This window comes from Microcoleus sp. B9-D4, assembly GCF_036705105.1.
GTDB lineage: Bacteria > Cyanobacteriota > Cyanobacteriia > Cyanobacteriales > Microcoleaceae > Microcoleus.
The window spans coordinates 1-13,724 of the sequence record NZ_JAUBTS010000066.1; the positions used below are offsets into that span (position 1 = coordinate 1).

At 46.2% G+C, this 13,724-nt stretch carries 8 protein-coding genes; 3 read left to right on the plus strand and 5 right to left on the minus strand.

Features of this window, described 5'->3' with window-relative positions:
• Window positions 1–211: 211 nt before the first annotated feature.
• Together QUB24_RS27660 and QUB24_RS27665 are read right to left on the minus strand one after the other, a co-directional pair.
• Window positions 212–6,028 (minus strand): HAMP domain-containing protein, encoded by a 5,817-nt coding sequence (locus tag QUB24_RS27660; RefSeq protein ID WP_333156798.1) that lies wholly within the window; start codon window positions 6,026–6,028, stop codon window positions 212–214.
• Between the two features lie 292 nt (window positions 6,029–6,320).
• On the minus strand, window positions 6,321–8,441 hold the full coding sequence (locus tag QUB24_RS27665; RefSeq protein WP_333156799.1) for an FAD-dependent oxidoreductase: 2,121 nt from the start codon (window positions 8,439–8,441) through the stop codon (window positions 6,321–6,323).
• Window positions 8,442–8,893: 452 nt separating this feature from the next.
• On the opposite strand from QUB24_RS27665, the gene QUB24_RS27670 reads away from it, so the two are divergent.
• From QUB24_RS27670 to QUB24_RS27680, 3 genes are all read left to right on the plus strand, one after another.
• Complete coding sequence (locus QUB24_RS27670) at window positions 8,894–9,115, plus strand: hypothetical protein (RefSeq protein WP_333156800.1); 222 nt, start codon at window positions 8,894–8,896, stop codon at window positions 9,113–9,115.
• 90 nt (window positions 9,116–9,205) lie between these two features.
• Window positions 9,206–9,970, plus strand: coding sequence for an aldolase/citrate lyase family protein (locus QUB24_RS27675; protein WP_333156801.1), 765 nt, complete (start codon window positions 9,206–9,208; stop codon window positions 9,968–9,970).
• A gap of 188 nt (window positions 9,971–10,158) precedes the next feature.
• Window positions 10,159–10,827: a 2OG-Fe dioxygenase family protein gene (locus QUB24_RS27680; RefSeq protein ID WP_333156802.1), complete on the plus strand. Its 669-nt coding sequence runs from the start codon at window positions 10,159–10,161 to the stop codon at window positions 10,825–10,827.
• Between the two features lie 490 nt (window positions 10,828–11,317).
• Here QUB24_RS27680 and QUB24_RS27685 read toward each other — a convergent pair whose 3' ends face one another.
• The 3 genes from QUB24_RS27685 to QUB24_RS27695 form a co-directional block, all read right to left on the minus strand.
• Window positions 11,318–11,731 carry a nuclear transport factor 2 family protein gene (locus QUB24_RS27685; protein ID WP_333156803.1) on the minus strand — a complete coding sequence of 138 codons (414 nt, stop codon included), beginning with the start codon at window positions 11,729–11,731 and terminating at the stop codon, window positions 11,318–11,320.
• Between the two features lie 76 nt (window positions 11,732–11,807).
• Window positions 11,808–12,647 carry a Uma2 family endonuclease gene (locus tag QUB24_RS27690; protein ID WP_333156834.1) on the minus strand — a complete coding sequence of 280 codons (840 nt, stop codon included), beginning with the start codon at window positions 12,645–12,647 and terminating at the stop codon, window positions 11,808–11,810.
• Window positions 12,648–12,721: 74 nt separating this feature from the next.
• Window positions 12,722–13,717, minus strand: coding sequence for an AEC family transporter (locus QUB24_RS27695; protein ID WP_333156804.1), 996 nt, complete (start codon window positions 13,715–13,717; stop codon window positions 12,722–12,724).
• Between the last annotated feature and the right edge of the window lie 7 nt (window positions 13,718–13,724).

Consider the following 13,724-nt stretch of genomic DNA (forward strand, 5'->3'; position numbering starts at 1 on the left):
ACTGTTGACTGTTGACTGTTGACTGTTGACTGTTGACTGTTGACTGTTGACTGTTGACTGTTGACTGTTGACTGTTCACGGTTGACTGTTGACTGCTGACTGTTGACTGTTGACTGTTGACTGTTGACTGTTCACTGCTTACTAATGACTGTTCACTGCTTACTAATGACTAATGACTAATGACTAATAACTAATGACTAATGACTAATGACTATCGATAAAGCCAGACACGCAGCAGCGAGAGCAACTGTTCCGTATCCACAGGTTTGGTAATGTAGTCAGACGCACCAGCTTCGATACATTTTTCCCGATCGCCCTTCATAGCTTTCGCAGTCAGAGCAATCATTGGCAACGAAGCAAATTGAGGCATATTACGAATTGCTTGCATTGTTTCGTAACCGTCCATCTCTGGCATCATCACGTCCATCAACACAATATTTATGTCAGGCGTATTTTGCAATTTAGCAATGCCCTCTCTGCCATTCTCAGCATACTCAATTTTCATTTTATGGCGCTCCAGCATACTCGTGAGGGCGAAAATATTCCGCATATCGTCGTCAACAATCAAGACTGTTTTGCCCGCGAGGGTCGAATCAGTTTGATACAATTGCTCTAGCATTTGGCGCTTTGGTTCCGGCAAATTTGCTTGGACTCGGTGCAAAAACAAAGCTGTTTCATCTAACAAACGTTCTGGCGATCGCACATCTTTAACAATGATTGTTTCCGCCATCCGCTTCAGTTGAGTTTCTTCGGTTCTCGTCAAATCTTTGCCCGTATAAATAATAATCGGCAGACTTTTTAAAGCTGCATCTTGCTTGATCTGCTCAATCAGTTCAAAACCAGTCATATCTGGCAGTCCCAAATCGAGTACAACGCAGTCAAAAGGCCCCGATTTCAAAGTTTCTAGCGCCTCTGCACCACTCCCCACAGCCGTGGTAGAAACATCGTGATTACCGATTAAATCCACAATGCTCAGACGCTGTGTTTCGTCGTCTTCTACAACTAGCAAATTCTTCACTGGTCGCTCCACAAACCCCTTAATATCAGTCAAAGCTTTGGTCAAAGCTTCGCGACTGACAGGCTTTTGTAAGTACGCGATCGCCCCTAACTGCAAACTGCGCTGCCGCCCTTCTTCAACTGATACAATGTGAACCGGAATGTGGCGCGTACTTGGATCGTGCTTCAAGCGATCGAGCACTGTCCAGCCATCCATCACAGGCAAATTTAGATCCAGCATAATCGCCGTTGGCTTGAACTCTCGCGCCATCGCCAAACCGATATCGCTCCGCAAAGCCACCAAACCTTTAAAACCCTGTTCCTGCGCCATATCCAACAGAATCCGAGCGAAGTTTACATCATCCTCGACAATCAACAGCACACGATCGTCGAGCTCGACATTTTCCCGATCGTCAGCGATAATCGGTGATGGATAAGGAGCGATCGGCAAGTTGAAATTCGGCGAAGGAACAGCAGAAGAAATAGCAGCCGGCAATTGAGCCATTTGCTTGCCCGTTCCCGATTCCTGATCATTCATTATTCGCGATTCTTGGTAAGTTTGCGGCAGATAAAGCGTGAACCTACTACCCTCACCAGGGCGACTTGTCAATTTAATTTCTCCGCCTAACAGATTAGCGATTTCTCTACTAATTGACAAACCCAAACCCGTGCCCCCGTATTTGCGGCTAGTGCTACCATCAGCTTGTTGGAAAGCCTCAAAAATAACCCTGTGTTTTTCAGCAGAAATCCCAATCCCCGTATCGCTAACTGAGAAAGCCAAAACATTAGGAGAACTCCTTAAACTTTCTATCTCTAAACTCCACCCTTCCCGCGCTACTTCGACACGCAATTTCACCTCACCTCGCTCTGTAAACTTAAACGCATTAGAGAGGAGATTCTTCAAAACTTGTTGCAGCCGTTTAGCATCAGTATAGAGACCTTTTGGCAACCCACCCTCAAGCTCAATTTTAAAACTCAACTTCTTATCCTGGGCGATTTGGCGGAAAGTTCGATCCAAATGATCTCGCAAGTCCGCAAACAGCACTTGATCAATTTCCACCGACATCGTGCCTGATTCAATCTTAGCAAGATCCAAGATGTCATTAATCAGCCCCAGCAAATCATTTCCCGCCGAGTAAATTGTGCGCGTGTACTCCACTTGCTTCTGAGTCAAATTGCCTTCAGTATTGTCAGAAAGCAATCGAGCCAGAATCAACAGCGAATTCAGCGGAGTTCGCAACTCGTGAGACATATTTGCCAGAAACTCCGACTTATACTTAGAAGTTAGAGCCAACTGTTCCGCTCTTTCTTCCAACAACCCCCTCGCCTGTTCGATATCTCGATTTTTCCGCTCAACTTCCTTATTTTGCAGCGCTAGTAATTCAGCTTGTTCTTCTAGTTCTTCATTCGTTTGTTGCAACTCTTCCTGCTGCTTCTTCAGCAGTTCCTCATTCGTCTTCTGCACCTGCGCTTGCTGTTCTAGCCGCTGGTTAGTGTCCCTTAGTTCCTTTTGCTGAGTTTGCAACTCTTCAGCCAAAGATTGCGCCTGTTTCAGCAACTCTTCCGTCCGCATACTCGCCGCAATTGTATTTAAAACAATGGCGATGCTTTCCGTGAGTTGGTCGAGGAATGTCAAGTGAATTTCGCTGAAGCGGCGGAACGAAGCTAACTCGATTACTGCCGTCACTTCTCCCTCAAATAGTACAGGTAAAACCACGACATTCAGCGGCGTAGCTTCTCCCAGACCCGAACTAATTTTAACATAGTTGTCCGGCACTTCTGTCAACAGTATTCGTTCCTTTTCCAGGGCGCACTGTCCTACCAAACCTTCGCCTAAATGGAATCTGTTTCCTAACTGTTTGCGTTCGCGGTATGCGTAGGTACTTAACAGTTTGAGAAACGGATCGTGTTCCACAGCTTCCATCATAAAGAATACGCCATGCTGAGCAGAAACCAGCGGCGTTAATTCTGAAAGAATTAGCTTAGAAACAGTTTCTAAATCCCGCTGACCTTGTAGCATTCGAGTGAACTTAGCCAGGTTTGTTTTCAGCCAATCTTGCTCTGTATTTTTCTGCGTAGTCTCCCGCAGATTGGCAATCATCTGGTTAATGTTATCCTTAACAATGGCAACTTCTCCTTCAGCGGCGACGGAAATTGACCTCGTTAAATCGCCTCGCGTAACAGCAATTGCTACTTCGGCGATCGCACGCACCTGAGTAGTCAAATTCGCCGCCAATTCATTCACATTATCCGTCAAATCTCGCCAAGTCCCCGCCGCGCCCGGAACCTTCGCCTGGCCGCCTAATTTTCCTTCTATTCCCACCTCCCGCGCCACCGTACTAACTTGATCGGCAAACGTCGCCAGCGTATCGATCATCTCGTTAATCGTATCTGCCAGAGTCGCAATTTCTCCCTTAGCTTCCAGCATTAATTTCCGCTTCAAATCGCCATTCGCCACCGCCGTCACAACCTTAGCAATACCCCGCACTTGCGCTGTCAAATTTCCCGCCATCGAGTTTACATTGTCAGTTAAATCCTTCCAAGTTCCCGCAACTCCTTTCACCTCAGCTTGACCGCCCAATTTACCCTCAGTTCCCACCTCCCGCGCCACCCGCGTTACCTCAGAAGCGAAGGAATTAAGCTGATCCACCATCACGTTAATAGTGTCTTTCAGTTCCAGAATTTCGCCTTTGACATCTACAGTAATTTTCTTGGATAAATCCCCATTTGCTACCGCTTTCGTCACTTCCGCAATATTCCGCACCTGTGCCGTCAAATTCCCCGCCATCAAGTTAACATTATCAGTTAAATCTTTCCAAGTTCCCCCTACACCCCGCACATAAGCTTGCACACCTAATTTACCTTCCGTTCCTACTTCCCTCGCCACCCGTGTTACTTCAGATGCGAAGGAACTCAACTGATCCACCATGATGTTAATCGTGTTTTTCAGTTCGAGAATTTCCCCTTTTACATCGACAGTAATTTTCTTCGATAAATCACCATTTGCCACAGCCGTTGTCACTTCCGCAATGTTCCGCACTTGGGCGGTAAGATTCCCCGCCATCGAGTTAACTGAATCCGTTAAATCTTTCCAGGTTCCTGCAACTCCCCGTACTTCAGCTTGCACGCCTAATTTCCCTTCTGTTCCCACTTCCCTAGCAACCCTAGTTACTTCAGATGCGAAGGAATTTAATTGGTCAACCATCGTGTTAACGGTGTTTTTGAGTTCGAGAATTTCGCCTTTTACATCGACGGTAATTTTCTTTGATAAATCGCCATTAGCCACAGCAGTCGTAACAGCAGCAATATTCCTTACTTGTTCGGTCAAACTACCAGCCATAAAATTAACTGAATCCGTTAAATCCTTCCAAGTTCCTGCTACGCCTCGGACATCGGCTTGACCGCCGAGTTTACCTTCCGAACCCACTTCTCTCGCCACCCGCGTCACTTCAGATGCAAAGGAATTAAGCTGATCCACCATCACGTTAATGGTATTTTTCAGTTCTAAAATTTCGCCTTTAACCTGTACCGTAATTTTTTTAGATAAGTCACCGTTAGCCACAGCCGTCGTCACTTCCGCAATGTTCCGCACTTGGGCTGTTAAATTCCCTGCCATTGAGTTAACTGAATCCGTTAAATCTTTCCAAGTTCCTGCTACTTCCTGCACTTCTGCTTGTACGCCTAATTTCCCTTCTGTTCCCACTTCCCTAGCAACCCTGGTTACTTCAGATGCGAAGGAATTTAACTGGTCAACCATCGTGTTGACGGTGTTTTTGAGTTCGAGAATTTCACCTTTAACATCTACTGTAATTTTCTTTGATAAATCGCCCTTTGCCACAGCGGTTGTTACTTCAGCGATGTTCCGCACTTGTGCTGTCAAACTGCCTGCCATGAAGTTAACGCTATCAGTTAAATCCTTCCAAGTTCCTGCAACTCCTTTAACTTCTGCTTGACCGCCAAGTTTGCCTTCGGAACCTACTTCTCTCGCCACCCGCGTTACTTCAGATGCGAAGGAGTTTAACTGATCCACCATGATGTTAATAGTGTTTTTTAACTCCAGAATTTCACCTTTAACATCTACTGTAATTTTTTTAGATAAATCGCCATTTGCCACAGCCGTTGTCACTTCCGCAATGTTCCGTACTTGTGCGGTAAGATTACCCGCCATTGAGTTAACTGAATCCGTTAAATCTTTCCAGGTTCCTGCAACTCCTCGCACTTCAGCTTGTACGCCTAATTGACCTTCCGTTCCCACTTCTCTCGCCACCCGTGTTACTTCAGATGCGAAGGAACTCAACTGATCCACCATGATGTTAATCGTGTTTTTCAGTTCGAGAATTTCCCCTTTCACATCGACAGTAATTTTCTTGGATAAATCGCCATTTGCCACAGCAGTTGTTACTTCAGCAATGTTGCGGACTTGGGCTGTTAAATTCCCCGCCATCGAGTTAACTGAATCCGTTAAATCTTTCCAGGTTCCTGCAACTCCCCGCACTTCAGCTTGCACGCCTAATTTCCCTTCGGTTCCTACTTCCCTAGCAACCCGCGTTACTTCCGACGCAAAGGAGCTCAACTGGTCTACCATTGTGTTAACAATTTGCGCTGTTTGGAGGAATTCTCCTTTGAGGGCTCTGTCCTCTATTTCTAAGGCGATGGTTTGCGATAAATCTCCTTTTGCTACGGCCCGAATTACTCTGGCGGTTTCAGAGGTTGGTTGCACTAAATCTGTAATTAGGGTATTGACAGAGTTGACGCTAGCTGCCCATGACCCCTCGGCGCTGCCGATCGTGGCCCGCTGGGCGATTTTGCCTTCTTTACCGACAACTGTGCCGATGCGATCGAGTTCGGCCGCCATTCTCTCATTGAGCTCGATAATTTCGTTAAGTTCGTCAGCAATTTTCCCCGCTAGACCAGTCTGATCTATGGGCATCCGAACTGAAAAGTCCCCTTTTTTGACAGCTACTAAGGTTCTGAGTAACTGTTTGGCATAAGCATTATTGGAATTGGGGCTTGTTATCTGTGCAGTTGACATGACCGTTACCTTTGGGGAGTTTGAAGGGGAAGGGGGGAATATTTTGGAGATTATTGATATTATCCGACTAAAGCAGTGTCTGATTGCTTCTATTGAAAGATAGATGACAAATTGCTGTTTATCAGATACGGAGTTCTTGGTTATTTTATACTCGTTAGCAGGCTCTTCTTGGTAAGCAGTTAATTGTGGGGTGTCAGGAACAAGCCCGAAAGCCTGTTCCACCCTGTTCCACAAAGAGTGAATTTTATTGTAGGGGGGGCAGGATGTCCGCCCTACAGATTACCAACTGCGATTATTTCCAATTTTGCCACGAACTATTGAAGATAGAAGTACCCGGAAAGGCGATCGGATTAGCATTTTGTTGCAACCGCAACTGCAACACTTCCAAGTTTGGCTCGCGGGACGGCAATTCGTCCACTAATTCATAAGGGAGAATCCCCTTTTCTAGGGAAAAAGCAGCCGTAACTCCCGCCGCCACACCTGCAGACCATTCAAAAGAATGCACTCGATAAGCAGCGGCCGCTGTGTGGCTAACAGCAATACTTTTACCTGCCACTAACATATTGTCAATTTTCTGAGGAATCATTGCCCGCAGCGGAATTTGGAAGGGATAAGCTTGCCCTTGACCTTTGCGAGTGCCTTCCCGTTCGGTATTTCCCGGTGCTTCCGGGGGACTGTTAGTCATGCAGGGGTGAAAGTCGATCGCATAATGACCGATACCCACAGAATCAGGATAAATCGTAGCGCGCGATCGCGATTTTGTATCCTCAACAGATTGACTTCCCACAGCCAAAGCCGGCGCATTCAAACCACCGACAGCCAACCACAACTTCCGATACTCTTCCTCCGACAAATTCTGGCGGTAAAAATCAGCCGTAAAGTCAGTGCGAGACATATCAACTTCCCACACCGTAAAACCTTGAGCCTGATTGAAACTCGGCCGCCCAATAATGCGCCGGCCCTCCCGCATATAAGGATATTTAGAAAGTCCGTGCACCGTCCCCATCGGCGAATCCAACCCGCTCAAAAAACGATTGTTTGGATAAGGCTTTTTCACTCCATCTCCTAGCTGCGAGTCAGTAGTTCCTGTTACCAACCAGTAAAAAAATCCTTTGGCATTTTCCTCTCCCCGGCGCAAACTTTCCGTTCGTAAACCCCCCATCCATCCCCCCGGTTGCAGTTGACCGGACTCTTGCAACTGCTCGCGAGTGTAAATTAAATTATCTTGAGAATTGCCGGGACGATAGTCATTGCCCCAAGTCCAGTTTTGCATCGAAATATCCCCCGGATAAATTGGGAATTGCTTCGGGTCTGAAGGTCGCTTTTGATCAGGCCTCATGCTCCTGATTTGGCGGTAGCTAAAAACTAAGGGAAAGCTGGCCAATCTCTGCAATTCGTAACTGTAGTAAGGAGCGTATTGTTGATAAAAAGACGGCACTTGATGCTGCTGCGGTTCCTTCGTTGCCTCCATCGCAAAGGTGTAGGTAAAACCTTGAGTGCAGTAAGCATCGCCGGTGGGGCTGGGGGAGGAAGGTTCAAGAGGGGAACGCGGGTCAATTCCGAGGCGGTAGGGAACATCGGCAAGTCCGATCAATTCACCTGTTTCAGTGGCATCTACAACGTACCAATCAGCACCCCCCCTACTGCCAGAAGGGGAGGAACTTGTGGAATTCCCCCCCCTTGGCAAGGGGGGGTTAGGGGGGGGTCCAGATGCTTTAGGAATAAACTGAATAATAGTTTTGTTAAAGCGCGGAGAATTTTCGTAGCGATAGGCATCTTCGATAGTTTGAGAAAGAGTTTCGGTGTTGATTGGCCCGGTGTTGGCGGCGGGTTTGTGTTGAATGGCGATCGCACTTTTAATTTGTTGACCGCCAACCGTATTCCCCGCCACAGCAGGAGTAATTGCTAGTTCTTTAATAACTGTATTGGGAAACCATTTCAGCGTGCCTTTGCCTTTTCTAGCGGCATCCTGCAAGATGTTAAATAGAATTTTGTGACCGTCGTAGGGCATGAAACACGAATAGCTAACCCAACAGCCTCCGGGATTTAGCCGGCCGTAATGTTCCTTGATCCGCCCCCGCAATTCTAGGTAGCCACGGGGGTAAAATAAGAGCGATCGCTGAGTCTCTCTTTCATCGAGTGCGGAAGTTCCCTGGGAAGAAATTTGACCGCCTACCCAGTCAGTAATTTCAGTAAGGCAAACTGTGCGCCCCGCCAGCAAACCTTCGTAAGCGGTAGCAGCGCCTGCGAGCCCGCCGCCTGCTACTAGAATGTCGCAAGTTTCTGCATTGTCTGGATTACGCGGAGGTGCGGCAAATACTGGCGAAATGCTCCCTATCGCGGAAATTATGCCGAGGGTGAGGCTAAGGATCGATCGACCTTTGAGCAAAAATAGATACTGTCGAAGTTTCATCGGAGATTGTGGAATTAATTTTGACATAGCCCGAAAAACACTCATCCCATCTAAATGTTTATTTTGCAGTATACTGGTATTTCGCGGTGTTGTCAGGGAAAACTTTTTTAGAGAAGAGGCATTAATACCAGCAACAACTATTGAACAGCCGGATCTACCTTATGCTCAAAATCGTCAAATTTTTTAGGTCATTGATTCCTTTTGAGAGTTTAACAATTACCACCAGTTTAACTTATTCGGAAGTTTTACGCAGGTTAGACGAAGTTGTTACTCCTCCCAAAGTTTTTAGAATAATTATACCCTTTTGTCCACCCCCTGCAAAACCCTATGAAGGAACGATTTCTGGCCAAACATTCAAAATTAATCGCATCATCATCGGGAGACATTTATTGTTCCCAATTATACAAGGAGATATACATAATCAACAGTTCGGTTGTTCCATCAGAATTAGGATGAGTTTACATACAACAGTTATAGGAATTCTGATTCTTTGGCTGTGGACAACTGGCAGTATAGGAATGTTTTCTTTATTTGCTTGGTTAGTAGAACCATCCGTGGGAGCCATATTTTTACCAATTTTAGGAATGTTTATTTTGGGCTGGCTTTTGTGCTTAATTCCCTTTAAGATAGAAGCGAAAGCAGCTACAAAATTTTTGTCTATTTTGTTAACATAAAGTAATTTATCACGACAACATTTTAGCTGTATTATTTAAAATAATCTGGCTGCATCAGCGGTAAAAAAACTCAATTTTCCGGGAGTACCCATGCGTCAAAACCAACTGAAACAAAAAATTAAACAAGGCGAAACAGTCCTCGGTTTATTTATGAACTGCCCTTATCCCGCATTCATAGAAATCTGCGGTCACGCTGGATTGGATTTTGCCGTTATCGACATGGAACACGGGCCCCTGCACCCGCTTGCTGCTGAAGATTTGTGTCGCGCCGCCGACTGTACCGGAATTGCACCGATTGTTCGTGTCAGCAAAAACGACGGGCCGCAAATTCAACGAGCTCTCGACATCGGGAGTGCAGGCGTTCAAGTACCTCAAATTGAAAGCAAAATCGATGCCGAAACCGCTGTCAAAAGCGCTAAATACAGTCCTCTGGGCACGCGAGGCCTTTCCTTTGCTACGCGGGCGGGACTTTACACCGCCGCAGGTACAAATATCACCGACAAACTCAACGAAGAATCCTTAGTTGTGATTCATGTCGAAGGCAAAGGCGGCATCGACAACCTGGCAGAAATTGTTACTGTCCCAGAGGTGGACGTGATTTTTCTAGGGCCTTACGATCTGTCACAGTCGATCGGCATTCCCGGCCAAGTCCGCGATCCCCGCGTCATCGACATGATGCAGGAGGCAGTGCAAACCATCCGCAAAGCAGGCAAAGCCGCCGGTACTTTTGCCGAAAACCCCGAAATCGCCCAGCAGTGGATTGATGCTGGCGTTCAGTACGTCACACTTGGGGTCGATGTTGCCGTTTTCCTGCGGGCCTGTCAGTCGCTGGTGAAAGCAGTCAATCGATTTTAGATTTTAGATTTGGGATTTTCGATTAAAAGAAGAACCAGCCCCCGGATTCATCTTGCAAGCTTTACGATATCTTTGCAATTTTTGTAGTGTCTTTTACGACACATACAAAAATCCTGCGCTAGAGTAGAAGCATACACCTCCTCCAGGCAAAATTAGGGAGGGGAGCAAGGCTTCAGGGAGTAAAATCTATGAAAACCGTATTAGAATCCATTCATTTGGATTATGCCTTCATGTTTACTTTCAAAAAAGTAAACTCGATTAAGCTAGAAGGTTTCAAGGAATTTTTTGACGATATGCCTGTCGATCCGTATGTGAAAGGTAAGTATCGTTCGAGAAGATTATCGCGGTTTGCAGTCAACGGAAATGAGTTAGTTAAGTTACCTCACGGCTATTTGTATCAAAGCAAAACATACAATCCGCTAGTGGGTGATATCAGGCGGGAATTTGCCGAATTGGACGATCGACTAATTGCCCTCGATAATTTCAAACAGATGATTTTTGCTTTTTTCGATTCCTGCAAAATTCACCCCGAAGCTGAAATCGGCATCCATCAAATCAGGACTACTTGTTCGCCAAACAATTTCGGCAACCCCGCACCGGAAGGCATTCACCAAGACGGTACTGACTTTATCGGGATTTTCTCGGTTGACAGAACTAATATTGTAGGCGGGGAAACGCATTTGTACTTGGCTAAAAAAGAGAAGCCTGTTTTTAATAAAATTCTGCATCCGGGAGAATTGCTGTTAGTTAACGACCACGAGTTTTTCCACTTTACTACGCCGATTAAACCGGAATCTGAAGGGGTGGGAACCAGGGATGTCTTTGTGCTGACTTCTCCGAGTTTGCTTTGCGATTGAGTAGAGTTGAGCAATTGGGCGTCTTTCGTTCGTAGTGAGGATTTTAGTCCTCTCTCTGGCGTTTAATCAATAGAGTTCTTGCAAAAGTCAAATTCACCCCCCTTAGTCCCCCCTTATTAAGGGGGGAAACAAGAATAATCTTGCCTCTTCCCCTGATTAAAGAGGAGGGTTGGGGTATGGTGCTTTGTATTTTTGCAAGAGTTCTAATCATGACTCAAGTCCTTACTACAAACCTTTCGTTCGTAGTGAGGACTTTAGTCCTCTTTCTGGCGTTTAGGATCGCGAATTAAATAATTTACACTCTTGAAAGTGGGTTGGGCGTCCCGCCCGCCCTTTCTGGACGGGCGGGACGCCCATCCCACAAGAACCATCAAAATTCTAAGTTATTTAATTCTCATTCCTTAGTCAATCATGACTAAAGTCCTGACTACAAACCTGCATATTTTCCTAAAAAGCCAGGTTTATGCGTCTAAAAACTCACAGATAGATCTTATCGAAACTTCCGTTCCGACTCTTGAATGGGAACATCATTAATGCTAGCTTCACGTCTTCGCATTAACCCATTTTCTGCAAATTCCCACTGTTCATTACCATAGGCGCGATACCAGTACCCAGAATCATCGTGCCACTCATACTCGAAGCGAACAGAAATCCGATTGTCTGTAAAACTCCACAGTTCTTTCTTTAAACGGTAATCTAATTCCTTTGCCCATTTTCGTCCTAAAAAAGCCTTGATTTGTTCCCGTCCGCTGAAGAATTCGGCACGGTTTCGCCACTGAGAATCTTCCGTATAAGCTAAGGCTACTCGTTCTGGATCGCGAGTATTCCAGGCATCTTCAGCAGCTTGAACTTTGGCTTTAGCCGTTTCCAACGTAAAGGGCGGTAGAGGTGGTTTAGTTTCCATCAGCTTTGTTTTTTGTGATTAAAAAAGATAAGGTGCGGGATGCTTGCGCTACAGAGAGAGTTTGGGGACTTTGATATCAATCCTCAGCATCGGGATCGATTCCCATTGCTCGCAGTCGATCGGCTAACTGGGTAATTTTTCGCTCTGCTTGTTCGGCTCTTTCCCGTTCTTGTTCGGCTCTTTCCCGTTCTTGTTCGGCTCTTTCCCGTTCTTGTTCGGTTCTAGCCCGCTCAATTTCAACTTGTTCGGAGCCAGTTAACAGCAAATTCCCCTGGGAATCCCACCACCGCAGCCAAAGCAGTTCTTGATTTTGATAGCTTCCCTGCCACAGTCCCAATTCTACATCTAGTACAGGAATCGGATAGTGACCGCGTTCGTTTGGCTCCATCCTGCGATACACAAAATCTATCAGGTGATAGACTTCTAAATTGCCAGTTCTCATTTCATAAATACCGTAGTAAGGGATGCGGATAATTCTCTCGTACACCCAAAACTTACCGGGTTTAGTTGTTGTACCGTCGGCCGCCACAGAAAGCGGAGTACGATCGCGCTCTTCCTCTCCATTACCGCTAGCAAATTCTAAAGCAATGAACGGAGCCATGTGTTCCCGCCAAAGTACATAAGAACGGCGAAAACCGTCAAGTGTTGCGGGTACATTCGGCACGTAAAACCAATCCGGTGCTTCTGCACCTCGCTCTGGCGGGTCAGTTTCTCGCCAGTAAATGCCGCAATCTTGCCCGATCGCATATTGTCCGTCTGGATGCAGCCGCTCTACAACCGGCCCGATCGAATCTGTCAGAATTATGCTCTGAGGATGCTCCTGAAAATTTTTCACAAATGTACCGTCTTCGTCTGGCAATTGGGTATGGTCGGGGAATGCAGGAGGCAGACCAGTAGCAGTTATTGTCTCGTTCATCGTCTTTTCCGTGCAGTTATTGTTCATTGTACTGCGAAATTTTAGATCGAGCTGATTTGAAACTTTAGCTAATATTAACTAAACCCAGCTAACCACAGCGGAAGCATCAACAGCAACCCGACAGAAGTGATGGCGATGCTGCTAGCTAACAAATCGCGATCGAGCTCGTAGACTTCTGCTAAAATCAGCACGGAAAGAGCTGTGGGCGTTCCCGACATCAACACCAACACGAACCTCGGATCGCCGCTCAATCCGAAATAACTAGCACCCAATCCGATCAGCACCGGCACAATTACCACTTTTAACAGCGACGGGATTAACGCCAGTTCAAAACTTTCCCATTTCTTAATAGACCTCAGCCGGATGCCAACCAGCAGCAAAGCACTGGCAATTACCACCCAAACAGCAGTCTGCAATCCCGATTCCACTGTTTCGGGCAGGGGGATGTTTCTAGTATAAAAACCAATTAAAAAAGCCCACAGGGCGGGAACTGTCAGCACGTCCCGGATCTGAGTCCACCAGTGTTTTTTTTGATCGGAGTTCCCGAAGTAGCTAGCAATAAATACACCGAAACAATAAGTTCCAATAACGTTGTTAGTGACGCTGTACAAGACCGCCCAGTTGCTGTTATCAATGCTGATGATAGACGGGGTGATTGCTAATCCCACAAAGCCCGTATTCCCTAACATCGCAGCTAGGATAAAACTCCCTTCGCTCGATCGCTTCAGGGAATTAAAATTTAATAAGAATAAATTCACCAGAGAATTTTTGCCCTGAAAATAGGGCTTTTTGATGTGGGCCGCACTCAGCCTACGCAATAATACCCAAGTCAGCCAAGCACAACTCGTACTCAGAAATAACACGAATATGGCGATCGCCGGCGTGAATCCCACAGCACCCGAAAAATCGCTTTGACGGGCTAAAACTAGAATTTGCAGCGGTATCCCAATCCAGAAAAGAAAGTGGCTCAGCAGCTTGGGAAAATCAACTGGGATGTACCGAAACAGCAGCAGTCCTAAGCCCGTCCAGATAACTAGAGGCGTATAAGCGTGAAATAAGGTTTCAATCATAAAAATT